27 protein-coding genes and 1 pseudogene are annotated in these 26,557 nt (G+C 55.0%); 16 read left to right on the forward strand and 12 right to left on the reverse strand.

Annotated features, from left to right (window positions below; translation table 11 throughout):
• The first annotated feature begins 18 nt into the window (after window positions 1–18).
• The 4 genes from FOY96_RS08485 to htpX all read left to right on the forward strand — a co-directional run bounded on the left by FOY96_RS08485 (window position 19) and on the right by htpX (window position 4,442).
• On the forward strand, window positions 19–516 hold the full coding sequence (locus FOY96_RS08485; protein WP_008500476.1) for a GAF domain-containing protein: 498 nt from the start codon (window positions 19–21) through the stop codon (window positions 514–516).
• Between the two features lie 96 nt (window positions 517–612).
• The gene (proQ, locus tag FOY96_RS08490; protein WP_014884292.1) at window positions 613–1,299 is read left to right on the forward strand and encodes an RNA chaperone ProQ; all 687 of its coding nucleotides are present in this window, start codon (window positions 613–615) and stop codon (window positions 1,297–1,299) included.
• Window positions 1,300–1,318: 19 nt separating this feature from the next.
• Window positions 1,319–3,367, forward strand: coding sequence for a carboxy terminal-processing peptidase (prc, locus tag FOY96_RS08495; RefSeq protein WP_029741991.1), 2,049 nt, complete (start codon window positions 1,319–1,321; stop codon window positions 3,365–3,367).
• A 193-nt stretch (window positions 3,368–3,560) separates the two neighbouring features.
• The gene (gene htpX, locus FOY96_RS08500) at window positions 3,561–4,442 is read left to right on the forward strand and encodes a protease HtpX (RefSeq protein WP_014884290.1); all 882 of its coding nucleotides are present in this window, start codon (window positions 3,561–3,563) and stop codon (window positions 4,440–4,442) included.
• A gap of 50 nt (window positions 4,443–4,492) precedes the next feature.
• On the opposite strand, the gene FOY96_RS08505 is transcribed toward htpX, so the two are convergent.
• On the reverse strand, window positions 4,493–5,866 hold the full coding sequence (locus FOY96_RS08505; RefSeq protein ID WP_143346838.1) for an MFS transporter: 1,374 nt from the start codon (window positions 5,864–5,866) through the stop codon (window positions 4,493–4,495).
• Window positions 5,867–6,045: 179 nt separating this feature from the next.
• Between FOY96_RS08505 and kdgR the strand changes: the two genes are divergently transcribed.
• Window positions 6,046–6,837, forward strand: coding sequence for a DNA-binding transcriptional regulator KdgR (gene kdgR / locus FOY96_RS08510; RefSeq protein WP_023312208.1), 792 nt, complete (start codon window positions 6,046–6,048; stop codon window positions 6,835–6,837).
• A gap of 67 nt (window positions 6,838–6,904) precedes the next feature.
• Here the strand turns inward: kdgR and FOY96_RS08515 are convergent, their stop codons facing one another.
• The gene (locus FOY96_RS08515) at window positions 6,905–7,144 is read right to left on the reverse strand and encodes a YobH family protein (RefSeq protein ID WP_033145832.1); all 240 of its coding nucleotides are present in this window, start codon (window positions 7,142–7,144) and stop codon (window positions 6,905–6,907) included.
• A 162-nt stretch (window positions 7,145–7,306) separates the two neighbouring features.
• Here FOY96_RS08515 and mgrB point away from each other — a divergent pair, with 162 nt between their 5' ends.
• The 7 genes and pseudogenes from mgrB to rlmA all read left to right on the forward strand — a co-directional run bounded on the left by mgrB (window position 7,307) and on the right by rlmA (window position 12,538).
• Entirely contained in the window at window positions 7,307–7,450 is a 144-nt protein-coding gene (gene mgrB / locus FOY96_RS08520) for a PhoP/PhoQ regulatory lipoprotein MgrB (RefSeq protein ID WP_006175995.1), read from the forward strand.
• Between the two features lie 74 nt (window positions 7,451–7,524).
• Window positions 7,525–7,815, forward strand: coding sequence for a YebO family protein (locus tag FOY96_RS08525; RefSeq protein WP_008500484.1), 291 nt, complete (start codon window positions 7,525–7,527; stop codon window positions 7,813–7,815).
• A gap of 21 nt (window positions 7,816–7,836) precedes the next feature.
• Entirely contained in the window at window positions 7,837–8,826 is a 990-nt protein-coding gene (locus FOY96_RS08530) for an MBL fold metallo-hydrolase (protein WP_143346839.1), read from the forward strand.
• A gap of 525 nt (window positions 8,827–9,351) precedes the next feature.
• Window positions 9,352–9,496, forward strand: a pseudogene (locus FOY96_RS08535) (DUF2627 domain-containing protein).
• Between the two features lie 13 nt (window positions 9,497–9,509).
• Complete coding sequence (gene cspE / locus FOY96_RS08540; RefSeq protein WP_001062678.1) at window positions 9,510–9,719, forward strand: transcription antiterminator/RNA stability regulator CspE; 210 nt, start codon at window positions 9,510–9,512, stop codon at window positions 9,717–9,719.
• Between the two features lie 219 nt (window positions 9,720–9,938).
• The gene (ftsI, locus tag FOY96_RS08545; RefSeq protein ID WP_033145830.1) at window positions 9,939–11,657 is read left to right on the forward strand and encodes a peptidoglycan glycosyltransferase FtsI; all 1,719 of its coding nucleotides are present in this window, start codon (window positions 9,939–9,941) and stop codon (window positions 11,655–11,657) included.
• Window positions 11,658–11,722: 65 nt separating this feature from the next.
• A complete protein-coding gene (gene rlmA, locus FOY96_RS08550) occupies window positions 11,723–12,538 on the forward strand; it encodes a 23S rRNA (guanine(745)-N(1))-methyltransferase (RefSeq protein WP_143346840.1) in 816 nt (271 codons plus the stop codon).
• On the opposite strand, the gene mntP is transcribed toward rlmA, so the two are convergent.
• From mntP to manX, 5 genes are all read right to left on the reverse strand, one after another.
• Window positions 12,535–13,101, reverse strand: a complete 567-nt coding sequence (mntP, locus tag FOY96_RS08555; protein WP_029741998.1) for a manganese efflux pump MntP — start codon at window positions 13,099–13,101, stop codon at window positions 12,535–12,537. The genes rlmA and mntP overlap by 4 nt on opposite strands.
• A gap of 398 nt (window positions 13,102–13,499) precedes the next feature.
• Window positions 13,500–13,958, reverse strand: coding sequence for a DUF986 family protein (locus tag FOY96_RS08560; protein ID WP_111964794.1), 459 nt, complete (start codon window positions 13,956–13,958; stop codon window positions 13,500–13,502).
• A 54-nt stretch (window positions 13,959–14,012) separates the two neighbouring features.
• Window positions 14,013–14,864, reverse strand: a complete 852-nt coding sequence (locus FOY96_RS08565) for a PTS mannose transporter subunit IID (protein ID WP_006810994.1) — start codon at window positions 14,862–14,864, stop codon at window positions 14,013–14,015.
• Window positions 14,865–14,876: 12 nt separating this feature from the next.
• Window positions 14,877–15,677 carry a PTS mannose transporter subunit IIC gene (gene manY, locus FOY96_RS08570; protein ID WP_008500490.1) on the reverse strand — a complete coding sequence of 267 codons (801 nt, stop codon included), beginning with the start codon at window positions 15,675–15,677 and terminating at the stop codon, window positions 14,877–14,879.
• Window positions 15,678–15,723: 46 nt separating this feature from the next.
• Window positions 15,724–16,689, reverse strand: a complete 966-nt coding sequence (gene manX / locus FOY96_RS08575; RefSeq protein WP_032658500.1) for a PTS mannose transporter subunit IIAB — start codon at window positions 16,687–16,689, stop codon at window positions 15,724–15,726.
• Window positions 16,690–17,006: 317 nt separating this feature from the next.
• Between manX and FOY96_RS23245 the strand changes: the two genes are divergently transcribed.
• Together FOY96_RS23245 and yoaE are read left to right on the forward strand one after the other, a co-directional pair.
• A complete protein-coding gene (locus FOY96_RS23245; protein WP_370883520.1) occupies window positions 17,007–17,165 on the forward strand; it encodes a protein YoaL in 159 nt (52 codons plus the stop codon).
• Complete coding sequence (gene yoaE, locus FOY96_RS08580; RefSeq protein ID WP_143346841.1) at window positions 17,153–18,712, forward strand: CNNM family cation transport protein YoaE; 1,560 nt, start codon at window positions 17,153–17,155, stop codon at window positions 18,710–18,712. The genes FOY96_RS23245 and yoaE overlap by 13 nt, the downstream gene beginning before the upstream one ends.
• 6 nt (window positions 18,713–18,718) lie before the next feature.
• Here the strand turns inward: yoaE and FOY96_RS08585 are convergent, their stop codons facing one another.
• The 4 genes from FOY96_RS08585 to pabB all read right to left on the reverse strand — a co-directional run bounded on the left by FOY96_RS08585 (window position 18,719) and on the right by pabB (window position 23,907).
• On the reverse strand, window positions 18,719–20,317 hold the full coding sequence (locus tag FOY96_RS08585; RefSeq protein WP_143346842.1) for an EAL domain-containing protein: 1,599 nt from the start codon (window positions 20,315–20,317) through the stop codon (window positions 18,719–18,721).
• A gap of 130 nt (window positions 20,318–20,447) precedes the next feature.
• A complete protein-coding gene (gene sdaA / locus FOY96_RS08595) occupies window positions 20,448–21,812 on the reverse strand; it encodes an L-serine ammonia-lyase (protein WP_023312197.1) in 1,365 nt (454 codons plus the stop codon).
• A 184-nt stretch (window positions 21,813–21,996) separates the two neighbouring features.
• Window positions 21,997–22,575 carry a CoA pyrophosphatase gene (locus FOY96_RS08600; RefSeq protein WP_048977605.1) on the reverse strand — a complete coding sequence of 193 codons (579 nt, stop codon included), beginning with the start codon at window positions 22,573–22,575 and terminating at the stop codon, window positions 21,997–21,999.
• A 6-nt stretch (window positions 22,576–22,581) separates the two neighbouring features.
• Window positions 22,582–23,907, reverse strand: a complete 1,326-nt coding sequence (gene pabB, locus FOY96_RS08605; RefSeq protein ID WP_143347763.1) for an aminodeoxychorismate synthase component 1 — start codon at window positions 23,905–23,907, stop codon at window positions 22,582–22,584.
• A 61-nt stretch (window positions 23,908–23,968) separates the two neighbouring features.
• Between pabB and FOY96_RS08610 the strand changes: the two genes are divergently transcribed.
• Complete coding sequence (locus FOY96_RS08610; RefSeq protein ID WP_023336068.1) at window positions 23,969–24,160, forward strand: YoaH family protein; 192 nt, start codon at window positions 23,969–23,971, stop codon at window positions 24,158–24,160.
• 6 nt (window positions 24,161–24,166) lie between these two features.
• Here the strand turns inward: FOY96_RS08610 and FOY96_RS08615 are convergent, their stop codons facing one another.
• On the reverse strand, window positions 24,167–24,511 hold the full coding sequence (locus tag FOY96_RS08615) for a RidA family protein (RefSeq protein ID WP_008500498.1): 345 nt from the start codon (window positions 24,509–24,511) through the stop codon (window positions 24,167–24,169).
• A 133-nt stretch (window positions 24,512–24,644) separates the two neighbouring features.
• Here FOY96_RS08615 and yoaA point away from each other — a divergent pair, with 133 nt between their 5' ends.
• On the forward strand, window positions 24,645–26,555 hold the full coding sequence (gene yoaA / locus FOY96_RS08620) for a DNA repair helicase YoaA (protein WP_109845086.1): 1,911 nt from the start codon (window positions 24,645–24,647) through the stop codon (window positions 26,553–26,555).
• Window positions 26,556–26,557: the final 2 nt, after the last annotated feature.

Here is a 26,557-nt window from a genome sequence, read left to right on the forward strand (position 1 = left end):
CAACTAAGTGATTGAATAATGAACAAAACAGAATTCTACGCGGATCTGAACCGCGATTTTAAGGCATTGATGGCGGGTGAGACCAGCTTCTTAGCCACTCTGGCAAATACTAGCGCATTGCTGTTTGAACGTCTCTCTGACGTGAACTGGGCCGGCTTTTACCTCCTGGAAGGTGAAACGCTGGTGCTCGGTCCGTTCCAGGGCAAACTGGCCTGCGTGCGTATTCCGGTAGGGCGTGGCGTATGCGGCACGGCGGTGGCCGAAAATCAGGTCCAGCGTGTGGAAGACGTTCATGCGTTTGACGGGCACATTGCCTGTGACGCCGCCAGTAATTCTGAAATCGTTCTGCCGCTGGTGGTCAAAAATCAGATTATTGGCGTTCTGGATATCGACAGTACGGTCTTCAGTCGCTTTACAACCGAGGACGAACAGGGGCTGCGCGAGCTGGTGGCGAATCTGGAAAACGTACTCGCCGCAACCGATTATCAAAAATTCTTTGCGAGCGTCGCAGGATAATCAACGGATAACGTAGCATTTACTGATAGCGTCATTATAATGACGCCTGTTCATGCCTGCGCTTGTTGGCAACGTCCGTTGTAATCAGGAAATTTCATGGAAAATCAACCTAAGTTGAATAGCAGTAAAGAAGTTATCGCATTTCTGGCCGAGCGTTTCCCGCAGTGCTTCAGCGCGGAAGGTGAAGCTCGTCCCCTGAAAGTCGGTATTTTTCAGGATCTGGTGGCGCGTGTTGAAGGGGAAATGAACCTCAGCAAAACTCAGCTGCGTTCCGCCTTACGTCTTTATACTTCGAGCTGGCGCTACCTGTACGGTATCAAACCTGGCGCGACCCGCGTGGATCTCGACGGCAACCCGTGTGGTGAACTGGACGAGCAGCACGTTGAGCACGCGCGTAAGCAGCTTGAAGAAGCCAAAGCACGCGTTCAGGCACAACGTGCAGAACAGCAGGCGAAAAAACGTGAAGCCGCAGCGGCAAACGGCCAGGAAGAAGCGCCTCGTCGTGAGCGTAAACCACGCCCTGCGCCGCGCCGTCACGATAATAACGATCGCAAACCGCGTGCAGACAAACCAGCAGCAAAAGCCCCGCGTGCCCCTCGTGAAGAGCCGCGCCATACGCCGGTTTCTGACATTAACGCCCTGAGCGTAGGTCAGGCGCTGAAGGTAAAAGCGGGTAACAATGCTATGGACGCCACCGTACTGGAAATCACCAAAGATGGCGTTCGTGTACAGCTGACTTCTGGTATGTCAATGATTGTACGCGCAGAACACTTGTTGTTCTGAAACGGAGGCCAAGCCTGGCATGAACACTTTTTTTAAGCTCACCGCGCTGGCGGGCCTGTTTGCCATAACAGGTCACGCTTTTGCAGTGGACGATATTACGCGTGTTGATCAAATTCCGGTTCTCAAGGAAGAGACGCAGCACGCGACGGTGAGCGAGCGCGTGACCTCACGTTTTACCCGCTCGCACTATCGTCAGTTCGATCTCGATCAGGCCTTTTCGGCCAAAATCTTTGACCGCTATCTGAACTTGCTGGATTACAGCCATAACGTTTTGCTCGCCAGCGATGTCGAGCAGTTCGCTAAGCGCAAATCCGAGGTGGGTGACGAGTTGCGTTCTGGCAAGCTGGATCTGTTCTACGATCTCTACAACCTGTCGCAAAAGCGCCGCTTTGAACGCTATCAGTACGCGCTGAAAGTGCTGGAACGTCCGATGGACTTCACCGGTACTGACACCTTTAATCTGGATCGCAGTAAAGCACCCTGGCCGAAAGACGAAGCCGAGTTGAATGCGCTGTGGGACGGTAAAGTTAAATACGACGAACTGAGTCTTAAGCTGACCGGCAAAGACGAAAAAGAGATCCGTGACACGCTGACGCGTCGTTACAAATTCGCCATTCGTCGTCTGGCGCAGACCAACAGTGAGGATGTTTTCTCACTCGCGATGACCGCCTTTGCGCACGAAATCGATCCGCACACCAACTATCTCTCTCCACGCAACACCGAACAGTTCAATACCGAGATGAGCCTGTCTCTGGAAGGTATCGGCGCGGTGCTGCAGATGGACGATGATTACACGGTGATCAATTCCATGGTCGCGGGTGGCCCGGCATCCAAAAGCAAAGCGATTAGCGTAGGCGATCGCATTGTGGGTGTAGGACAAACAGGCCAGAACATGGTCGACGTGATCGGCTGGCGTCTCGATGACGTGGTTGCGCTGATCAAAGGTCCGAAAGGCAGCAAGGTTCGTCTGGAAATTCTGCCTGCCGGTAAAGGCACCAAAACCCGTATCGTTACCCTGACCCGCGAGCGTATCCGTCTGGAAGACCGCGCGGTGAAAATGTCGGTGAAAACCGTGGGTAAAGAGAAGGTGGGTGTTCTGGATATTCCTGGCTTCTACGTGGGCCTGACTGACGATGTGAAGGTTCAGCTGCAGAAGCTTGAAAAGCAGAACGTCAGCAGCATTATCATCGACCTGCGCAGTAACGGCGGCGGGGCGCTGACGGAAGCGGTTTCACTCTCCGGTCTGTTCATTCCATCTGGTCCGGTGGTTCAGGTGCGCGATAACAACGGTAAAGTGCGTGAAGATGCCGACAACGACGGTGTGGTCTACTACAAAGGCCCGCTGGTGGTCCTGGTTGACCGCTTCAGTGCTTCCGCGTCTGAAATCTTTGCCGCTGCAATGCAGGACTATGGCCGCGCGCTGATCGTCGGTGAGCCAACCTTCGGGAAAGGCACCGTTCAGCAGTATCGCTCTCTGAATCGTATTTACGATCAGATGCTGCGTCCGGAATGGCCTGCGCTGGGCTCGGTTCAGTACACCATTCAGAAATTCTACCGCGTGAACGGCGGCAGTACGCAGCGTAAGGGCGTAACGCCGGACATCATGATGCCGACAGGCACGGAAGAGACCGAAACCGGCGAGAAGTTTGAAGATAACGCCTTGCCGTGGGACAGCATCAATGCCGCGACCTACGTGAAAGCGGGTGATATGACGCAATTTGGCCCTGAACTGCTGAAAGCGCATAACGACCGCATCGCGAAAGATCCGGAGTTCCAGTACATCATGAAGGACATTGCACGATTCAATGCCCTGAAAGATAAGCGGAATATCGTTTCTCTGAACTACGCACAGCGTGAGAAAGAGAATAACGAAGACGATGCAACCCGCCTGGCGCGTATCAACGATCGCTTCAAGCGCGAAGGCAAGCCTCTGCTCAAGAAACTGGACGATCTGCCAAAAGATTACCAGGAGCCGGATCCGTATCTGGACGAGACGGTGCATATCGCTCTCGACCTGGCGAATCAGGAAAAAGAGAAACCTGCCGTACAGCCCGCTCCGGCAAAATAATCACCCAACAGGCACAAGGAATTGTGCCTGTTTCTTTTTGTTCTTCATCCTTCCGTCAGCCAGATTTCCAATTGTGTAAAGTTGTGTCTTTCTGGTGACTTACGCCCGCCGGATGCTTGAAAATAGCCGCAATACCCATACGATGTGGGTAATCGCATAGTGCGTTTTGTTAAACTGAGGTAAAAAGAAAATTATGATGCGAATCGCGCTCTTCCTGCTCACCAACCTGGCGGTCATGGTGGTTTTCGGGCTCGTGCTAAGCCTGACAGGAATTCAGTCGAGCAGCGTTCAGGGTCTGTTGATTATGGCGCTGCTGTTTGGTTTTGGTGGCTCGTTCATCTCCCTGCTGATGTCGAAGTGGATGGCACTGAAATCGGTGGGTGGTGAGGTTATTGAACAGCCGCGTAACGATATGGAACAGTGGCTGATGAATACGGTGGCTCAGCAATCCCGTCAGGCCGGGATCGCCATGCCGCAGGTGGCGATTTACCATGCCCCGGACATCAACGCTTTCGCGACGGGCGCCCGTCGCGATGCGTCACTGGTTGCCGTCAGCACCGGATTGCTGCAGAACATGAGCCGTGACGAAGCCGAAGCGGTTATTGCCCACGAAATCAGCCATATCGCCAACGGTGACATGGTGACCATGACCCTGATTCAGGGCGTGGTGAACACCTTCGTGATCTTCATCTCCCGTATTCTGGCGCAGATCGCGGCAGGCTTTATGGGCGGCAACCGTGACGAAGGTGAAGAGAGCAACGGCAACCCGCTGATCTACTTCGCCGTTTCGATGGTTCTGGAGCTGGTATTCGGTATTCTGGCCAGCATCATCACCATGTGGTTCTCCCGCCACCGTGAATTCCACGCGGATGCCGGCTCGGCGAAACTGGTTGGTCGTGAGAAGATGATTGCCGCGCTGCAGCGTCTGAAAACCAGCTATGAGCCGCAGGAAGCGAACAGCATGATGGCCTTCTGCATTAACGGTAAATCCAAATCGCTGAGCGAGCTGTTTATGTCTCACCCGCCGCTGGATAAACGTATCGAAGCGCTGCGCAGTGGGGAATATCTGAAGTAACGCTAAGAACCCTAATAAGCCGGGCAGGAGAACACTCCGCCCGGCTTTTTTTATGCCTGAACCCTGGGCTGGGTCACGCGCAGGCCGCTGACGACCGCCGCGAGCGAGGCAAGGGCTCCCGCGGTGAGAAGCGCGACATGGTTGCCGTTTTGCCCGGCGAGGTTAAACATCAGGGCAACCAGTGCCGCACCTGTGCTTTGCCCCAGAAGGCGCGCGGTCCCCAGCATGCCGCTGGCACCACCGCTGCGATGGCGCGGCGCGGAGGTGATAATGGTGTGATTGTTAGGGGACTGGAACAGGCCAAACCCTGCGCCGCACAGAATCATGCGCCAGATGATGTCCAGATCGGTTGGCGATGACGGTAGCAGAGCCAGCGCGAATAGGCCTGTCGCCATCACCGCCAGCCCCAACGCTCCCAATAAACCGGCATGGACGCGTTCAATTAAGTAACCTGCCAGCGGCGCCATCACCATGGTCGCCAGCGGCCAGGGGGTTAACAGCAGGCCGCTCTCCACTTCTGAACGGCCGACCACGCTCTGCAGAAAGAAGGGCAGAGAAACCAGGGCCAGCATTTGGGCGCAGAACGAGCAGACTGACGTGCAAATAGAGAGGGAAAAGAGGGGAATACGCAGCAGATCGACCGGCAGCAAAGGCACGGGGAGAGTGAGCTGGCGGCGAACAAAGAAGAAGCCGATCGCCAGCAGGGCGATGAGCTCCGCGCCGGTAAGCATCAGGGACTGTCCCTGCGCAAAGCCGCTCAGCGCCGTAATCAGCAGGCCAAAGGTCAGGGCATTCATCACCGCACTCGCCACATCGAAGCGCGGCATGGTGCTTTTGGGACCGTTAGCGGGAAGAAAGCGCAGGGCAAAGAATATAGCGACAATGCCCAGCGGCACATTAATAGCAAACAGCCATTGCCATGACGCAACGGAAAGGATCGCCGCCGCTATGGTTGGCCCGGCGGCGGAAGAGACGGCGACAATAAACGAGTTAATCCCCATGCCGCGCCCCAGATGACGCTGAGGATAAATTAAGCGGATTAACGCCGTATTTACGCTCATGAGCGCCGCGCCGCCAAAACCCTGCGCAATGCGGGCAAGCGTCAGGGTATGCAGTGAATCTGAAAGTGCGCATAACAACGACGTGAAGGTGAAAACCACCAGACCGCATTGATACACCCGACGGTAACCGAACATATCGCCCAGGAAAGAGAACGAGAGCAGGGAAACCACAATCGCAATCTGATAGGCGTTAACGATCCATATCGAACTGGCGGGAGAGGCGTGCAGGTCGCTGGCGATGGTTGGCAGGGCAACGTTCGCGATTGCGCCGTCAAGGACGGCCATTGAGATACCAATAATGATGGTCGCTATAGCGCCATACCGCTGGGGTAAAGGCAGGCCATCGGAAAGGGTCTTTTCCATTAGGATTAAAAAAGCTCAGCGTGAAATTATTCTCAGGGTAACTATTTTAGCATTGTTACAGCCGCGATATGTCGCAGATTTGTAACGAAGTAAACGCGGATTGATTGCAGGTGACATGACGGGAACTTATAATAAAAACCGGTTCTGATTTTTATAAAACACTCTCTATGAGGTGGTAAATGGCTATTGCGGATTTGGATAAACAGCCAGATTCTGTTTCTTCCGTGCTGAAGGTTTTTGGCATCTTACAGGCGCTGGGGGAAGAGCGTGAAATAGGTATTACAGAGTTGTCGCAGCGCGTGATGATGTCTAAAAGCACCGTATATCGCTTTTTGCAAACCATGAAGTCGCTGGGCTACGTAGCCCAGGAAGGTGAATCTGAAAAATACTCTCTGACGCTGAAGCTGTTTGAGCTGGGCGCCCGTGCGCTACAAAATGTTGACCTGATCCGCAGCGCTGATATTCAGATGCGTGAAATCTCTCGCCTGACCAAAGAGACCATCCATCTCGGCGCGCTGGATGAAGACAGCATTGTTTACATCCATAAAATCGACTCCATGTACAATCTGCGCATGTATTCGCGCATTGGTCGTCGCAACCCGCTCTACAGTACCGCGATTGGTAAGGTTCTGCTGGCGTGGCGCGATCGTGAAGAAGTGAAGCAGATCCTCGAAGGCGTGGAATACAAGCAAAGTACCTCGCGAACCATTACCAGCACGGACGCGCTGTTAACGGTGCTCGATCGCGTACGCGAGCAGGGGTATGGCGAAGATAACGAAGAACAGGAAGAGGGGCTTCGCTGCATCGGCGTTCCGGTATTTGACCGCTTTGGGGTTGTGATCGCGGGCTTGAGTATCTCCTTCCCGACCTTACGCTTCTCCGAAGAGCGCCTGCATGAATATGTGGCTATTCTGCACACTGCCGCACGTAAGATTTCTGAACAGATGGGTTACCACGACTACCCGTTTTAACCTCTGCTCGTATAAAAAAACGCCGCTCTGTTGCGGCGTTTTTTTTGCCAGTCATTTCACCGGCCGATTAGCCATTATCAATCACGACGGATGTCTTACGCAGAACCGGACAGTGGGTCAAGCCAACGATCCCGCTGTCAGTATGCAAATATTGCGCAGTGCTCACGCCCTGTGCTGTTAAATATTTACATTGAATCCCTAACCCGGCTGCGTTCTCGGTGCTTCCCACGAGCACACCGTAACCCGTGAGCAGAAGGCCAATCCAGACGATGGCCAGCGCAATAATTGTTCGAATGATGAAGCGCATCATTAACCTCTTTTGTCGTTGTTATCATAAAGCTAGCGTAAACGGTTTTCACGATGAAACAAGTGCAGGATTCTGAAAAAAAGCGCGATGGCGGTACAGTTAGTCCTTGTTTAAGATAAGCGTGATAACCTCGTTACATCAGGTTTTTAGACGGAGTGTGGAGTGAAAAAAATACGCTGGGTAATTCTGATTATCGTGCTGATAGCGTGCGTGGTGTTATGGACGCAGACGATCAATGTGATGTGCGATCAGGATGTACAGTTTTTTAGCGGCGTTTGCGCAATCAATAAGTTTATTCCGTGGTAATACGCATTTTTTCTCAAGGTGATTTCCTTCCTTCGCGCCAGTGGTAAAATAGACGTTTTTATTGAGGTGGTGAAATGGGTGAGTTACTGAATTCAGGGCTGCTGAATATGGCATCCCTGATGATTTCTTTGGTTGTTCTGCTTGTGGGCCTGGTCATCTGGTTTTTCGTGAACCGCGCCAGTTCCCGTACTAACGAGCAGATTGAACTGCTGGAAGCGCTTCTCGATCAGCAAAAACGTCAGAATGCGCTGCTGCGCCGTCTGTGTGAGGCTAACGAACCGGAAGAGAAAGACGCGCCGAAAGACGCGGTCGCTGAAGATAACAAAGACGAAGACGACTTTATCCGCCTGGTGGCTGAGCGTTAATCTTTTGTCCGGGAGGTGGCTGTGGTCTGGAAAAATCCCTGGTATGACCCCTCCCTGAAACATCACACTCCGAACGGTTTTCGTAATACCTATCCTGTTGGACATCAACCCGGCGACCTTGACCGTTGGCGCAAAGCGCGTAAAGAGGCCGGTTTACCGAAGCCACCCGCGCTGGGTTATGAAGACTTTATCCAACAGTGGTGGCAACCGGTTGAGCTTACGCAACCTCATGAAGATGGGGTATGGTGGCTGGGACACGCGAGCGTGATGCTGCAGCTGGACGGCAATATCATCCTTACCGATCCGGTTTTTTCACGGCGCGCTTCTCCACTCCCTTTCCTGGGACCACAGCGCAAAACGCCTCCCGCTCTGTCAGTCGATCAACTCCATCAGCTTGATGCGGTCGTCATCTCCCATAATCATTACGATCATCTTGATGACGCGACCATTCGCCGTATTCTCAAACGCTTCCCCGAGGTCAGTTTTTTTGTTCCGCTGGGCCTGGCCGGCTGGTTTCGCCGCCGGGGGGGAAAACGCGTGGTTGAGCTCGACTGGTGGCAGAGCTTCATCTGGCAGGGGATGACGCTGACCGCCGTACCGGCACAGCACTGGAGTATGCGCACGCCATGGAACCGCAATCGCTCATTATGGTGCGGCTGGGTTATGGAAGGTCGACATCATCGTTTCTGGTTCAGCGGAGATACGGGGTATTCGCCCGAGCTGCTGTTGATACCTGAGCGTCTGGGCAATATTGATGCTGCCGCGTTACCGATTGGAGCTTATGCCCCACGCTGGTTCATGGCTGTCCATCATATGGATCCGCAATCTGCGGTGGCATTGTGGCAGCAGCTGGGCTGCCCTCTGGCGTTTCCCATTCACTGGGGCGTGTTTGAACTGGCAGATGAATCCCTGGATGAACCTGTGCGGGAGTTAACTGACGCGCTAGATAATTTAGCACCAGTTAATCATTCTTTCAGGATACTGAAAGTTGGTGAATATTTATCCTTATAAACGAAGCGATAACGTAGTGCATATATTCTGTCTGTAAACGCGTTCAGGAATGTTTTATTTTTATCGAAACGTTTTGCTTGCCTTCTTTTGATGCAGAGTCATAAAAATTTCATTATTTTGGTGCATAACACTGTTTATTAGTTGGTGCATTTTAATACAGTTCGGCGCGGGTTATTAACAGTGTTTTTTCTCTGAAACAATTTGGTCGCGTTACAATGATTTAAGCATAAGTTTTCACAAATTGTTCTAACTCAATCAGGACGTAAGATTTCTTTTCCCGGTTGCTGGACGCTTCGTAATGATTGAGCTATGTTAAAAAAGTCTTAGATTACAGCGCTTGTGAAAGCAACGCTGGGTCTTTGTTACGCAGCAGAGCTGTCTGTAAGTGATGCGCATAATTGTGCAAAACCTGACAGGCACTGTTCGAATTTGTGCGGCGGATCGAGACATGTTTAAAAATGGCTTGCCATATTAAACATAGTGTGTGATAACACGTTTTGGGTCAAACGAGGTACAGTTCTGTTTATGTGTGGCATTTTCAGTAAAGAAGTCCTGAGTAAACACGTTGTCGTTGAATACCGCTTCTCTGCCGAACCTTATATTAGTGCCTCATGCAGTAATGTCTCAGTTTTATCTCAGTTAATGCCTGCGGGCTAAGAAAACACTCTAAGGAATTTTGCAAAATGGCAAAGATTAAAGGTCAAGTTAAGTGGTTCAACGAGTCTAAAGGTTTTGGTTTCATTACTCCTGCTGACGGCAGCAAAGACGTGTTCGTACACTTCTCTGCAATCCAGGGTAACGGCTTCAAAACTCTGGCTGAAGGCCAGAACGTTGAGTTCGAAATTCAGGATGGCCAGAAAGGCCCAGCTGCAGTTAACGTAACTGCTATCTGATCGAACCGCTGCTGACTGAAGCGCTTAGCACTTCAATCTCAGACATAAAGCCTCGCATAACGCGGGGCTTTTTTATGTCCTTTATCTTTCAAAATATTACCATTTGCGGTCTTGTTAGTAACTTGTTGCAAAGCTGCGAGGTTAGTAGCACTGTTTTGCCACCTTAACCCCATCTTTTCCCGTTAAATCAGGGCGTTGTTTAACAGTCCTGGGGTTCAGGTGAAGAAGAAATTGATAACGACCGCTGGCAATTTCACGCCGGCGCGTTTTGTGCTGCTCTGTTTAGCTATTTTTTGTAGTCTGGCTTTTTTGCTGGGCCGCGTTGCCTGGCTGCAAATCATCAAGCCTGACAACCTGGTGAAGCAGGAAGATATGCGATCCCTCCGCCAGCTGGCGATTGATGCGCCGAGGGGCATGATAATGGATCGCGAAGGTCGCCCCCTGGCGGTGAGCGTGCCCGTCCGGGCCGTCTGGGCCGACCCTAAAACGGTGCTGGCAAAAGGGGGCGTTGGCGTTGATGAACGCTGGCAGGCGTTGGCAAATGCGCTGCATCTCTCCCTGGGCACACTCTCGGCGCGAATCAACGCCAACCCGCAGGGACGTTTTATTTATCTTGCCCGTCAGGTCGATCCTGCACAGGCGAAGTGGATCGATAAGCTGAATCTGCCCGGCATCAATTTACGCGACGAGTCACGCCGTTTTTATCCTGCCGGCCATGTGGCAGCGAACCTGATTGGCTTCACCAATATTGACGGGCAGGGCATTGAAGGCGTGGAAAAAAGCTTTAACGCTCAGCTGACCGGTAAGCCGGGTGTGCGGCAGGTAAGGGAAGACCGATACGGTCGCGTGGTTGAAAACCTGACGGAAGTGGCGCCTGCACCGGCGCATAACATCCAGTTAAGTATCGACGAGCGGCTGCAAACCATCACCGAAGATGCGCTCGATAATGCCGTGGCCTGGAACAAGGCCGAGTCTGGTGCATCGGTGCTAATTAATATCCCAACCGGGGAAATACTCGCCATGGCGAGCTATCCGGATTTCAACCCCAATAATCGGGAAGGCGCGACGATAAACGATTTCCGCAATCGCGCCATCAGCGATACGTTCGAGCCCGGTTCGACGGTCAAGCCGCTGGTGCTGATGACGGCCCTGCAGCAGGGCCTGGTCCAGCCAGACAGCGTGATTGACACTCACCCGTATACCCTTGACGGGCATCGTATCCGCGACGTGGGCTATTATCCTGAACTGACGATGACCGGGATCCTGCAAAAATCGAGCGACACCGGCGTGTCACGACTGTCCCTGGCAATGCCTGTCCAGCATCTTATTGATACCTATCGCAACTTTGGATTTGGCACGAATACGGGGCTTGGCTTAACGGGCGAAAGCGCGGGGCTGTTGCCAAATCGTAAATACTGGAGCCAGCTCGATCGCGCGACCTTTGCCTTCGGCTATGGGCTGATGGTGACGCCGCTCCAGCTGGCGCATGTCTACGCCACGATTGGCGGCTTCGGGCTCGAGCGACCTCTCTCGATTACGCGTATCGATCCACCCGTTATCGGGCACCGCGTCATGCCGGAAGAGATTGCGCACGAGGTGGAGCACATGATGGAGAGCGTTGCGCTGCCCGGCGGCGGGGGCGTTAAGGCCGCCGTTCGTGATTACCGGGTGGCGGTGAAAACCGGTACGGCGAAGAAAATTGACGACAGCGGGAAGTACGTCGATAAATACGTTGCGTATACGGCCGGCGTTGCGCCCGCCAGCGATCCGCGCTTTGCCCTGGTGGTGGTGATTAACGATCCGCAAAATGGTGCCTATTACGGCGGTGCCGTTTCCGCACCTGTCTTCAGCGAGATTATGGGCAACGTGCTGCGTCTGGAGAATGTGAAACCTGACGGGTTACCGGCGGGTTCCGATCACCTTATCGTTATGCGTTAACCGGGCGTTTATAACCAGGGCGAATAGCGGTACACTTCGCCCTTTGATTATGCTCCGGAGTCACCATGTCCTTCAGCTGTCCCCTTTGCCACGCCGCCCTGACGGATTCAGATAAAAGCTATACCTGTCCGCAGGGGCATCAATTTGATATGGCAAAAGAAGGCTACGTGAATCTTCTGCCGGTGCAGCATAAGCGCTCCCGCGATCCAGGCGACAGTGCAGAGATGATGCAGGCGCGTCGTGCGTTTCTGGATGCCGGGCACTATCTGCCGCTGCGGGAGACCGTCGCGCAGATGCTGAATGACATCCTGCCGGGTTCAGCCACCGCCATGCTCGATATCGGCTGCGGGGAAGGGTACTACACCGCACGGTTTGCCGGGATCGCACGCGAGAAGGGCGCGTTGACATTCGGTCTGGACGTGTCGAAAGTGGCCATTCGCGCGGCGGCAAAGCGTTACGCGGACGTGACGTTCTGCGTGGCATCCAGCCACCGGCTGCCGTTTGACGATGCCAGCATGGATGCGGTTATCCGCATTTACGCGCCCTGCAAGGCGGAAGAGCTGGCTCGCGTGGTGAAACCGGGCGGATGGGTCGTCACCGTGACGCCGGGCCCGCGTCATCTGATGGAGCTGAAAGGCCTGATCTACGACGAAGTGCGTCTGCATGCCCCTCATTCTGAACAGCTGGCCGGTTTTAGCCTGAAGCAGGAGCAAGGCGTGGCGTATGAAATGACGCTTAAAGGGGAAGAAGCAACCGCGTTGCTGCAGATGACGCCGTTCGCGTGGCGGGCAAAACCGGAAGTGTGGGAAGCGTTAGCTCTACAATCAATATTTAACTGCCAGACGGATTTCAGTATCCACGTCTGGCAGCGCGAAGATTAACCGGCGAAGTGTGCCCAGAGGATCTGGGCACCAATGCCAATCAGCACAATTCCTCCCAGGATCTCGGCGCGTTTACCCAGCAGCGGGCCGATAAACCGTCCAACCATCATGCCCAGCGTGGACATAATCAGCGTTGCGCAGCCGATGGCCAGCGCGGTGGCGATAATATTGACCTGCAGGAATGCCAGACCGACGCCGACGGCCATCGCATCAAGGCTGGTGGCAATCGCCGTGGTGACCAGCAGCCAGAACCCGTGGCGGTGCTGCGGCTCTTCGTCTTCATCATCACCGCCGCGAAAACCTTCAATCACCATTCGGCCACCGAGAAACACCAGCAGTACGAAGGCAATCCAGTGGTTCCACTCCAGCACGAACTGGCTGGCGAGCATGCCAAGTCCCCAGCCGATAAGCGGCGTCAGCGTTTCGATAGCACCAAAAATGAGGCCGGTACGCAGGGCTTCTGAGAACTTAGGTTTGTGGAGCGTGGCGCCTTTTCCGATGGAAGCAGCAAATGCGTCCATGGACATGCCAAAAGCGAGGAGGATCGTAGCGGAGATATTCATAACAGCGTCCAGACCGGGGATATCCATATGACACATCACTGCCCCCAGTAAACAGCAGTTGATGTATCTATGGTCTCGCCTGATCGCGCCGCACATAAGATGTGCTGTCAGCGAACCGTACGCGCCACGTTTTTCAACGAGTATGTTGACACGTACATTTCCTGCGAGCAGGAAATCGGCTACTCCCCAACGACGGGCGCAACCTTAACATATTTTGAGAATATAAAACAACAATGGAGAAGCATTATTTAAAATGCTTGTTGATAACGATTTTCATTTGTCTTTAAGCGTGAAATTATCGTTAAAAAATAGAGAGCAAATTAACGAAAAGGATATAGCTTAGGCTATATTTCTTGCGCAAGATAAACACAGAATATAGCCATTGCTATATATTTAACTCATTGAGTTTTAAGAAGTAAATTGTATATTTTTTCCAGATCGTCAATATTCTTCACCCGAATAAGCAGGCGGCGTTGTTCTAATTGCATCACCAGCACACCGTCTTCGGATAAATTCATCTCTTTAATACGGTTATATTCTATCCACACATTGGCGAAGAAAAATCCGCGGGATTTAAAAATGATTTTCGGCGTGCGGATCCAGAACAGATAAACCGCCATTAATGCCAGCGCACATAATAACCATGTGGTTAATATTGCACCATGGCTAGTGACGTTATTGTAAATAAGAATAACGATGAGACCCGCGAAGATAAACGCATCCACGCGCCCGCGTCGCAGAAGGGGAAGGGAGAGCAGCGTCTCGCCGTGACGGCGGGGCATGATGAACTCGTCATAGATCGCGTAAGCCAGAAGGGCAGCAATAAATAAAACCAGTACGATGTCCGTGACAGTCATTCATCCTCCAGATAAAAAAACCGGGGGCAAGCCCCCGGCCTATAGCATTGAAACTTACAGACCCAGCAGGCCGACTGCGTAGCCCGCGATACCGATGACGAAGAAGCCAACGATAATCCACAGCGGGTTCACTTTCTTACGCAGCAGCCACATGCAGGCGAAGGTCAACAGCAGCGGTACCAGGCCCGGCATCAGCTGGTCCAGAATCGTCTGCACGGTGGTGACGCGCGTCTGACCATCCTGACCGGTGATGGTCGATACCACCAGCGGGATGTTCACGTGCGTCCACTTGTTAACCAGCGCCCCCATGACAAACAGGCCGAGGATTGACGCCCCCTCAGTCAGTTTCTGCAGGAAGCCGCCGCCCATGTCCTTAACGATGTCCACCCCTTTACGGTAGCCGTAGGCCACACCGTAGTAACGGGTCAGCAGGCGCACGGCGTTGAACAGGATGAAGAACAGCAGCGGGCCAAGCAGGCTGCCGCTCATCGCGATACCGGCACCCAGCGCCGCGAAGACCGGACGCACGGTACCCCAGAAGATTGGGTCACCGACACCGGCCAGCGGACCCATCAGGCCGACTTTGATACCGTTGATAGCACCGTCGTCAATCTCTGCGCCGTTCGCACGCTGTTCTTCCATCGCAAGCGTTACGCCCAGAACCGGAGCCGCTACGTAAGGATGGGTGTTAAAGAATTCCAGGTGACGCTTGATCGCCTGACGGCGTGCTTCGTTGTTTTCCGGGTACAGGCGCTTGATCGCCGGCACCATGGAGAAGCAGAAGCCCAGCGCCTGCATACGTTCGAAGTTCCATGAACCCTGAAACAGGTTAGAACGGATGAACACGCCACGAATATCACCCGGAGTGAGTTTTTTCTCGGTGGTAGTTTTTGTCATATCAACCATTTCGCTCACCTGCTAGTCCAGTTCGTTATCGAGATCGTTGTTACCAGCAGCCTGCGCTGGGGCACCCGCGACGCGGTTATATTTCGGGCTGAGCTGGATGTAGAGAATCGCCATTACCGCACCAATCACACCCAGTGCAACCAGGTTGAAGTTGGTGAAGGCAGCGGTCACGAAGCCGAGGTAGAAGAACGGCATCAGATAGCCTGCGCGCATCATGTTGATGACCATCGCATAACCGACGACCACGATCATGCCGCCCGCGATGTTCAGACCGCCGGTGACCACTTCTGGAATGGCGTTCAGCATGCTCTGCACTTCACTGGTACCAACAGAGATCGCTACGATAACCGCCGGGATCGCGATACGCATCGCCTGCAGGAACAGGGATGAAACGTGGATCCACGACAGTGCCGTGAGGTTGCCGTTTTCGGCCGCCTTATCCGCCGCGTGCTGGAAGGCAACGGTGATAGTACGAACGATGATGGTCAGAACCTGGCCTGCTGCAGCCAGCGGTATCGCCAGGGCGATACCGGCACCAATACTCTGGTGACCAGCAATAACCAGAACGGTCGAAATGATAGAGGCCAGCGCCGCATCGGGCGCAACCGCCGCGCCGATGTTCATCCAGCCCAGGGCGATCATTTCCAGGGTACCACCGATGATGATACCGGTTTTCATGTCACCCAGAACGGCCCCAATCAGCGTACAGGCCACCAGAGGGCGGTGGAACTGAAATTCATCAAGTACGGATTCCATACCCGCAATACATGCGACGACGAACACCAGCACAATCTGAAGAGTGGTAATCTCCATTGCACTTCTCCTATTACATAAACTTTATATGAGAACCGGCGCGGGCTTATTTCCCAACTTTGCCGATCAAATCCATCATTTTCAGTTTTTGATCCGTAGAAACCTTACGGGCTTCCAGTTCAATACCGCGCGCATTCAGCTTGTTGAATGCCTCGATATCTTTCGCATCGACTGAAATGGCGTTGTTGACCTGCGTTTTGCCCTGACGGAATGCCATACCACCAATGTTCACGGAGGTGATTTTCACGCCGCCTTCAACAATGCGCTCAACGTCTGTCGGGTTAGTGAACAGGAGCATCACGCGTTCACCCGCGTATTTCGGGTTGTTGTAAACGCGGATCATCTTGGCGACATCCACGACGTGCGCGGTAACGCCAGGAGGAGCAACCTGAGTCAGAAGGGTTTTACGTACGGTATCGGCGGCCACTTCGTCGCTGACCACGATAATGCGTCGAACGTTGGTCTCTTTGGTCCAGCGCGTGGCGACCTGGCCGTGGATTAAGCGGTCATCAATACGCGCAAGGCCGATGACCATGTAATCGTTCGGGCCCATCGGTTTTGCCGGTGCTGCCGCTTTTGGTGCCGCTGCAGGCGCAGGGGCGGGTTTTTCAACCGGCTGCGCCTTCAGGGCTTTTACCCCTTCGCGACCGGTTTCAACGGCCAGCGCCACCAGCTCATCGAACGCCGGATTGTCGTCGCGAGCCATGAAGGTTTCCACCAGCATGGGAATATTAACCCCGGCGACAACTTCATAGTGCTCTTTATCGACGACAATGCGGCTGGCGGCATTGAACGGGCTGCCGCCCCATGTATCAACGAGAAACAGCACGCCTTTGCTGGTATCCAGCTTCGCGAGTTGAGCGTTGTACTTCTCTATCAGCGTCTCGGCGTTTTCACCGGGAACGAAATCGATCCAGCCGACGTTTTCCTGCTCGCCCAACAGCATCTCTGCCGTTTTGAGTAGCTGCTCAGCAGCCCAACCATGTGTGCCTATGACAATAGCAATGGTCACTTGCTACCTCCTTTTATTATCATTAATACGCCTGCCAGGCAGCCGTACTGAGAATCGTATTGGCGAACCGAATCGATTCAGATAAGGGTTAGAGTTCAAAAAAACTAAGACTTCCGCGAATTATTTTAGATAGTGAAAAAATAATTTATGTGATGAAGATCCGTAATTTAGCCACGCGTTACAGATTTATCTGTAGCGTAAAGCCGCTGTGTTACAGAACTTTGCAAAGGAACGTAAATCTTTGCTAAAAACACAGTGTCTCTGATATGTTTAGCCTCCGTTTAATCGTTCAGGAGTATAGGGTTACAGCCCACTATATGGACCGTCACCGACGTCAGTCATCAACCAGGCCATTTCGCGCCTTATTCACCGGCGATCCTCGCCACGTATCAACTCTGTTTACCTCTGTTTTGCCCACGTTGAGTGGGGCACCGTTTCGTCATTCCTTTAGCAGGAGCTTGTCATGGAATTCTTAATGGACCCGTCAATCTGGGTGGGATTGCTCACGCTGGTGGTGCTGGAGATTGTTCTCGGCATTGATAACCTGGTGTTTATCGCCATCCTTGCGGACAAACTGCCGCCAAAACAGCGTGACAAAGCGCGTCTGATTGGTCTCTCGCTGGCGCTGGTTATGCGACTGGGGCTGCTCTCCGTCATCTCCTGGATGGTCACGCTGACCAAACCGCTGTTCTCCGTCATGGATTACACCTTCTCCGGGCGTGATTTAATCATGCTGATCGGGGGGATATTCCTGCTTTTCAAAGCGACGACAGAGCTACACGAGCGGCTGGAAAACCGTCAGCACGATGATGGGCACGGTAAAGGCTATGCCAGCTTCTGGGTGGTGGTGCTGCAGATTGTGGTGCTTGATGCGGTCTTCTCGCTGGATGCGGTGATCACGGCGGTCGGCATGGTGAATCATCTGCCGGTAATGATGGCGGCTGTCGTTATTGCGATGGCGGTCATGCTGCTGGCCTCGAAGCCGCTGACGCGCTTCGTCAACCAGCATCCGACGGTGGTCGTGCTGTGTCTGAGCTTCCTGCTGATGATTGGTCTGAGCCTGGTGGCGGAAGGTTTTGGCTTCCATATTCCGAAAGGCTACCTGTACGCCGCGATTGGCTTCTCGATTCTGATCGAGCTGTTCAACCAGATTGCGCGCCGTAACTTTATTAAGCAGCAGTCGAATCAGCCGCTGCGCGCCCGTACCGCAGACGCGATTCTGCGCCTGATGGGCGGTCGTCGTCAGGTGAACGTCCAGTCTGATTCCGAAAACCATAACCCGGTTCCGGTCCCGGAAGGGGCGTTTGTGGAACAAGAGCGCTACATGATCAACGGCGTGCTCTCCCTGGCCTCCCGTTCGCTGCGCGGCATCATGACGCCGCGCGGGGAGATCAGCTGGGTTGATGCAAATCTAAGCGTCGATGAAATTCGCCAGCAGCTGCTCTCTTCTCCGCACAGCCTGTTCCCGGTGTGTCGCGGAGAGCTGGATGAGATCATCGGCGTCGTGCGGGCAAAAGAGATGCTGGTGGCCCTGGAAGAGGGCGTCAACGTGGAAGCCGTTGCTGCTGCGTCGCCTGCGATTGTCGTGCCGGAAACGCTGGATCCTATCAACCTGCTCGGAGTGCTGCGCCGCGCTCGCGGTAGCTTTGTTATCGTCACCAACGAGTTTGGCGTGGTGCAGGGGCTGGTTACGCCGCTGGACGTGCTGGAAGCGATTGCCGGTGAATTCCCGGATGCCGACGAAACGCCAGAGATCGTTGCCGACGGTGAAGGCTGGCTGGTTAAAGGTACCACCGACCTGCACGCGCTCTCGCACACGCTGGGGCTGGAAAACGTGATCAACGATGAAGAAGACATCGCGACCGTTGCCGGCCTGGTGATCGCCGTTAACGGGCAAATCCCGCGCGTCGGAGATGTGATCGAGCTGACGCCGCTGCACATTACGATCGTTGAAGCCAACGACTATCGCGTTGATATGGTTCGTATTGTTAAAGAACAATCAGCCCACGACGAAGATGAGTAAGCCGGCTTAGCGCAGCGGCATTAACGGCACGATGTGCCCGTTATGATGCGCTGGCGGGGATGAACTTCCCGCCAGCCACTTCGGAAAATCCCGTAGCGGCATGGGCCGCGCATAGAAAAACCCCTGCAGGACAGGCACGCCATGGCGGCGCAAGTAGCGCGCCTGCTCCTCCGTCTCGACCCCTTCAGCCACCAGTTCAATATTCAGCCGCTGACCCAGCGCAATAATCATATCCGTCACCGTCGAGTTCACGGCGTCGGTACCGATGGCGGTGGTAAACGACTGGTCGATTTTCAGCACGTCCGGGTGCAGCTTTTCAAGCCAGGAGAGGGAGCTGTTCCCGGTACCAAAATCGTCGATGGCGAGCTTCACCCCTTTGCGATGCAGTTCGCGCACGATGCGATAATCCGCATCCAGCAGCGCATCCCGTTCCGTGAGTTCAATCACCAGCTGCTGGCGCGGACCGGCGCTGAACCAGAGGCGGTTCAGGTCCTGTATCAATGCCGCGTGACGGAAATGGCTGGCGGCGACGTTAATACCAATGTGAAAACCGGCGCTGGAAGGGAAGTAGCCTATCTGGCGCACCGTTTCGGCGATGACATAGCGGGTCAGGGGGACAATCTGGTTATGTTCTTCTGCCAGCGGGATAAACACCTCCGGGGTGATCCAACCCTGACGGGGGTTATTCCAGCGCAGCAGGATCTCCACGCCGGTGCACGCCCGGGTACGGGCATTCACCAGCGGCTGGCAGAAAAGCTCAAATTCCCGCGCCGCAATGCCCATATCGATCTCCCACGTAAAGCTCATCCGGTTTGCCGTTGCCAGCCAGGCGAGATAGCCCAGCAGCAGGCTGAGCATCAGCCCCAGCGGCAGCTGGGCTGGCAGGCTTTTTAAAGCTAATTCTCCAGGGCCTGGCCCGCTGACCGTAATGGTAAAAGGATTTCGGGTTGATGATTGCCGGAAAAGAGAGCCCTCTTCATCAAACGTCAGGCTGTCGCTGACGCGTTGTCCATAGCGTAGAAAGCGATCGCCTACGGTCAGCGCCACGTCATTGATGAGCGGGCGCTGGGGCTCGAGGATCATTTTGGCGATCAGATCGATATTGATGATTTCGATAACGCCAGCTTCACCGTCCTGTGAGACGGGATACCACTGGATCAATATCGGGCTACCCTTAAGCAGCCACTGGTCGCTCGATAAAATCAGCTTCGCCGTGCTGGCTGGGAGTTCTTTCAGGAAGTCGCGAACGGGCACGTTGCGGCTCCCGAAAATACTTGAGCAATACAGGATACCCTCGTTAATCAGGGCGATGGAGCGTACCGTCTGCAAAATGGCGGCCTGCTTTCGCAGCGCCAGGTGCGCCTGCGGGCAGGGCTGCCCTACCAGGGGCTGCAGCACGCTGCGGCGGTTCTCTAAAGAAAGCAGGACGTTATCAAGGGCGCGAACGGTGTGGCTGGTAAAATCGAGGATCCGCTGTTGGTTAACATTGCGCTGTGAAATGAAGCGAATGCCTAACGTCAGGATGAGCGTGAGGAGCGCAACCGTGACACAGACGATAACGCGTTTTCGGCGATAGTTTTTAATGATCGTTTGTGCAGTTTGCATGAACGGTCGCCTGATAAGCCACCAGCCACAAAAGCCGGACGCAACAGTAAAAGTGTAGTGGGGAAAGCAGAAGGAGACGAGAAAGAAGAGGGAAATTCGCCCATCCGTTGCAGATGGGCGAAAGGCAGTATTAGTCGCACTGCACCTTAATGGCCAGGCCACCGCGGGACGTCTCCCGGTATTTCGCGTTCATGTCCTTGCCGGTTTCGTACATGGTTTCAATCACCTTATCCAGCGATACGCGAGGTTCGCTGGTACGGCGCATCGCCATACGTGAGGCGTTGATGGCTTTCACCGAGGCAATCGCGTTACGCTCGATGCACGGCACCTGCACCTGGCCCGCGACCGGGTCACAGGTCAGACCGAGGTTATGTTCCATACCGATTTCCGCCGCCACGCAAACCTGCTCAGGGCTTGCGCCCAGCAGCTCTGCCAGACCTGCCGCCGCCATGGAGCAGGCAACGCCCACTTCACCCTGACAGCCCACTTCCGCACCGGAGATGGAGGCGTTCATTTTGTACAGCGCACCGATGGCCCCTGCCGCCAGGAAATAGCGGATGTAGATGTCCGGCGTCACGGGCTCAATAAAGTGATCGTAATACGCCAGCACTGCCGGAACGATACCGCAGGCGCCGTTGGTTGGCGCCGTCACGACGCGACCACCGGCGGCGTTCTCTTCGTTAACCGCCAGGGCAAACATGTTTACCCAGTCGACCACGTTCATCGGGTCGTTGGAGAACTTGTCCGTGGTCACCAGCATACGGCGCAGGGCAGAGGCACGACGCGGTACGCGCAGTGGACCCGGCAGAACGCCTTCGGTGTTCATCCCGCGGTCGATACAGGCGCGCATGGTTTGCCAGACGTTCGCAAAATAGTCTTCAATCTCTTTTTTGCTGTGCAGGGCCAGTTCGTTCTGCATCACCATGCCGGACAGTGAAAGACCGGTCTCTTTGCAGTAGCCCAGCATTTCTGTAGCCGATTTGAACGGGTAAGGTACGCTGACGTCGCCGACGCTGTCTTTGCCAAAATGCTCTTCATCCACGATGAAGCCACCGCCGATGGAGTAGTACGTTTTGCTGTAAATCTCTTTTTCACCGCTGTAAGCGTGAATGGTCATGCCGTTTTCATGCAGCGGCAGGTTGTCGCTACGGAAACGCATGCCGTCATCCTGCGGGAAATCGACTTCCTGCTGACCGTTTGCCAGCAGCAGGCGACCGCGTGTTTCCACGTCGCGGATGAATGCCGGGATGGCATCAATATCTACGGTATCCGGCATATTGCCTGCCAGACCCATAATAATGGCGATATCGGTGTGGTGGCCTTTACCCGTTAATGACAGCGAGCCGTAAACATCCACGGCGACACGGGTAACGCTTTCCAGTAATCCTTTTTCGACCAGATCATCGACGAACTGTTTACCGGCCTTCATCGGGCCAACAGTATGGGAAGACGAAGGGCCAATTCCCACTTTGAACATGTCGAATATACTAATCACTTTCACACTCCTGACAGGGTTACCGGGGTTCCAGTAACGATGTTATAACTGCGCATAGTGTAAGAGGGAACACCGACCTCGGCTTAACTATTCACATGAATTAAACTAATGGTTAACGATGGGTTTTGCTAATAGCGCGACGCGGATCGCAAACCTGCGAAAAAGGGTGGAATGTAAAGTATAGTCAAGGTTTCAGGCCGATTTGCAGCGCCAGTTCACGAATGATGCCCGCCGTCATGCCCCAGACAAAATAATGCTGATACCAGGACAACCAGACCCGATGGTCATGCCCCCGTCGATGGATATCGAGCGGATGATAGCGGCTGAGCCGGAGCGCCTCTTCGAGCGGCATTTCAAACACCGCTGAAACTTCATCGACGCTGGCGTGATACTGCAGGCCGGGCGGGATAATGCCGACCACCGGCGTGACCTGAAAACCGGTAACGCTGTCGACGGGCGGCAGCACGCCAATGACCTCAACGGCCTCCGGCGGAATGGCAACCTCTTCCTGCGCTTCCCGCAGCGCGGCGGCAATCAGCGAGGCGTCGGAGCTGTCCACTGCGCCACCCGGAAAGGCGACCTGACCCGCGTGCTTACGTAAATGGGGAGAACGCTGGGTGAGCAGCAGGCCCGGCTGCGCGCGACGCACGACCGGGATCAGCACGGCCGCCTGACGCTGGTTCAGCGCTTCGCGGTTGACCTGCGGTCGTAATAGCTGAAAGCGAGATAAAAAATTGTCCAGCGTCAGGTTCTCTTTTTCCACCCGTGATTACTCCAGTTGTTTCAGGATACGGTTAACTTTATCAAAGGTTTCCTGATATTCCGCGTCGACCTGGCTATCGGCAACAATGCCGCCCCCGGCCGAGCAGTAAAGGTTTCCGCCGCAGGCCGTCAGCGTGCGAATGGTAATGCTGGTATCCATGGTGCCGCACAGGCTGATATAGCCGATGCTACCGCACCAGGCGTTGCGGCGGTGCGGCTCCAGCTCATCAATGATCTCCATCGCCCGTACCTTTGGCGCGCCGGTGATGGAGCCGCCCGGAAACGCGGCGCGGAGCAGATCGCAGGCGGTGCGAGAGGCGGGTAGACGCGCGGTAATGGTACTGACCAGATGATGCACCGCCGGGAAAGGCTCGACGACAAACAGTTCCGGCACGCGCACGCTGCCAGGTTCAGCGACGCGGCCAATATCGTTACGCATCAGGTCGACAATCATCAGGTTCTCGGCGCGGTCTTTCGGCGAGGCGGCGAGCTTTTCCGCCTGCTGGCGATCGGCATCGGGGTCCGCAAGACGCGGTAACGTGCCTTTAATCGGACGGGTTTGAATCGTGCCCTCGGCCAGATGGATAAAGCGCTCGGGTGACAGGCTGAGTATGGCCCCCCGTTCCAGACGGACAAACGCGCTGAACGGCGCCTTGTTGCTGGCATTAAGACGGGTAAACGCCTGCCACTCATCTCCCCGGTATGTCGCCTGGAAGCGCTGGGCGAGGTTAACCTGATAACAGTCACCGCTTTGCAGATACGCCTGAACGCGCGCGAATTTTTCGGCATACTCCGCTGCGGTCATATTTGAGCGCCAGCCACAGGTAAGGGTAAACGTCTGTGCCGGTGCAGGCCGTTGCGCCTCAAGCCACGCCAGACGCGCCTGCACGTCATGATGGCTCAGCAGTGAAACCTTTTTTTTCTGATGATCGACAATTAACGCCCAGTCATACAGCCCCACGGCCATGTCTGGCAGGGAAATATCAGCCTGCGCATGCTCCGGCAGCGTTTCGAAACGGCGACCCAGATCGTACCCAAACAGGCCCAGCGCGCCGCCCTGGAAAGGGAAGTCCGGGTTTGGTGCGGCAGATAAGTCCAGCGCGTTAATGGCCTGCTGCAGCTGCTTCAGGGGATCGTCCGTTAACGACAGGTCATCGGTTGTTAGCGTCTTTAGCGGATCGGCCACCAGAATATCGAAGCGGCTATAGGGATGGTCCGCATGGCCGGAATGCAGCAGCATCGCAAACGGAAGATGGCTCAGGCGGGCAAACCAGAATTCAGCGGCGTCTGCACGCCAGGGCAAGGTAATAACAGTGGGGAAGCGCATGTTCATGTGTGGCATACTACCGGGCAGCGTGAAATAATTAGCGCGAATAATTTAGCAGGAGTTGACGATGTTTGCAGGTTTACCTTCTCTGAGCCATGAACAGCAGCAGAAAGCGGTTGAGCGAATTCAGGAACTGATGTCCCAGGGGATGAGCAGCGGACAGGCGATTACGGTTGTCGCTCAGGAGATTCGCGCCAGTCATTCCGGCGAACGGATCGTGGCGCGATTCGAAGATGAAGATGAAGATCCAGAAGAATAATCGGGCCTACACCGCCGCGATAATCTTGATCTCAACCTTATACTCCGGTTTCATCAGCGTGGCCTGTACGGTGCAGCGTACAGGCGCGTGACCCGCCACTACCCATGCATCCCAGGCTTTGTTCATCGCCGCGAAATCGTCTTTGTTTGCCAGGAAAATCGTCGCATCCAGAATGCGGGATTTGTCGCTGCCCTGTTTTTCCAGCACTGCGTCAATCTGCGCCAGGGTGTTAGCCGTCTGCTCGAACGCATCCGCGTCCAGGTTAGCCGGTACGCCGGTGTAGTAGAGCGTCTGGTTATGGATCACCACATCAGACCAGCGGGCTTCGGCATCAATGCGCACAATTGTCATAAACGTTTCCTCGTTATTTTTCGTCGTCAGGCGGCAAGACTGCCATATTGTTCTCGTGTCGTCACTATTTGGGGTGGCACAGGAGAGGTTGGGCTGACATAATCCCTGTGCAAAAATACAGTGAGAGAGCACCGTGGCAGACGATTTTTCCCCTGAAGGTCAATTAGCGCAGGCTATCCCCGGCTTTAAACCCCGTGAGCCGCAGCGACAGATGGCGCACGCCGTTGCACGCGCCATCGATAAGGCTCAGCCGCTGGTGGTCGAGGCCGGAACCGGTACGGGTAAAACGTATGCTTACCTTGCTCCGGCGCTGCGCGCGAAGAAGAAGGTGATTATTTCCACCGGTTCGAAGGCGCTGCAGGATCAGCTCTACAGCCGCGATTTGCCCACGGTGGCGAAAGCGCTGAAATACAAGGGGCGTCTGGCCCTGCTGAAGGGACGCTCCAACTATCTCTGCCTGGAACGTCTTGAGCAGCAGGCGCTGGCGGGCGGCGACCTGCCGGTACAAACCCTCAGCGACGTTATTATCCTTCGCGCCTGGGCGAACCAGACCGAAGAGGGCGATATCAGCACCTGCGCGAGCGTGCCGGAAGACTCTCCTGCCTGGCCGCTGGTGACCAGCACCAACGACAACTGCCTCGGCAGCGACTGCCCGCTGTATAAAGACTGCTTTGTGGTGAAAGCGCGCAAAACGGCGATGGACGCGGATGTGGTGGTGGTGAACCACCATCTGTTCCTCGCGGATATGGTCGTCAAGGATAGCGGTTTCGGCGAGCTGATCCCGGAGGCGGACGTGATGATCTTCGACGAAGCCCACCAGCTTCCGGACATCGCCAGCCAGTACTTCGGCCAGTCGCTTTCCAGCCGCCAGCTGCAGGATCTGGCGAAAGATTTCACCATTGCTTACCGGACCGAACTCAAAGATACCCAGCAGCTGCAGAAGTGCGCCGACCGTCTGGCCCAAAGCGCGCAGGATTTCCGCTTACAGCTCGGCGAGCCGGGCTATCGCGGCAACCTGCGCGAGCTGCTGGCGGACAAAAACATCCAGCGCGCGCTGCTGCTTCTCGATGATGCGCTAGAGCTTTGCTACGACGTGGCGAAGCTGTCGCTCGGACGCTCCGCGCTGCTGGATGCCGCCTTCGAGCGCGCCACGCTCTATCGCGGGCGCCTCAAGCGGCTGAAAGAAATTAACCAGCCGGGCTTCAGCTACTGGTATGAATGCACCTCGCGCCACTTCACGCTGGCCCTGACGCCGCTGACGGTGGCGGATAAATTTAAAGAGGTGATGGCGCAAAAACCGGGAAGCTGGATCTTCACCTCGGCAACTCTGTCGGTGAACGACGATCTGCATCACTTCACGGAACGTCTTGGCATTGAGGAGGCGGAATCCCTGCTCCTGCCCAGCCCGTTCGATTACGAAAAACAGGCGCTGCTCTGCGTTCCCCGTAATCTGCCGCTGCCGAACCAGCCGGGCGCGGCGCGCCATCTGGCCGCGATGTTAAAACCGATGATCGAGGCCAACAACGGCCGCTGCTTTATGCTCTGCACCTCTCACGCCATGATGCGTGATCTAGCCGAGCAGTTCCGCGCCACCATGACGCTGCCGGTTCTGCTGCAGGGTGAAACCAGTAAAGGCCAGCTGTTACAGCAGTTTGTCAGCGCCGGAAATGCCCTGCTGGTGGCAACCAGCAGCTTCTGGGAAGGGGTGGACGTGCGCGGCGATACGCTCTCGCTGGTAATTATTGATAAGCTGCCGTTTACCTCTCCGGACGATCCGCTGCTGAAGGCGCGCATGGAAGACTGCCGTCTGCGCGGGGGCGATCCTTTCGATGAGGTACAGCTGCCGGATGCGGTGATTACGCTCAAGCAGGGGGTAGGGCGATTGATCCGCGACGTTACCGATCGCGGGGTGCTGGTCATTTGCGATAACCGGCTGGTGATGCGCCCTTACGGGGCGACCTTCCTTGCCAGCCTGCCGCCCGCGCCGCGGACGCGGGACATAAAACGCGCGGTGCGTTTCCTGGCAAACCCAACGGCGGAGTAATT

Origin of the sequence: Enterobacter asburiae (assembly GCF_007035645.1) — a bacterium.
GTDB classification, from domain to species: domain Bacteria; phylum Pseudomonadota; class Gammaproteobacteria; order Enterobacterales; family Enterobacteriaceae; genus Enterobacter; species Enterobacter asburiae_B.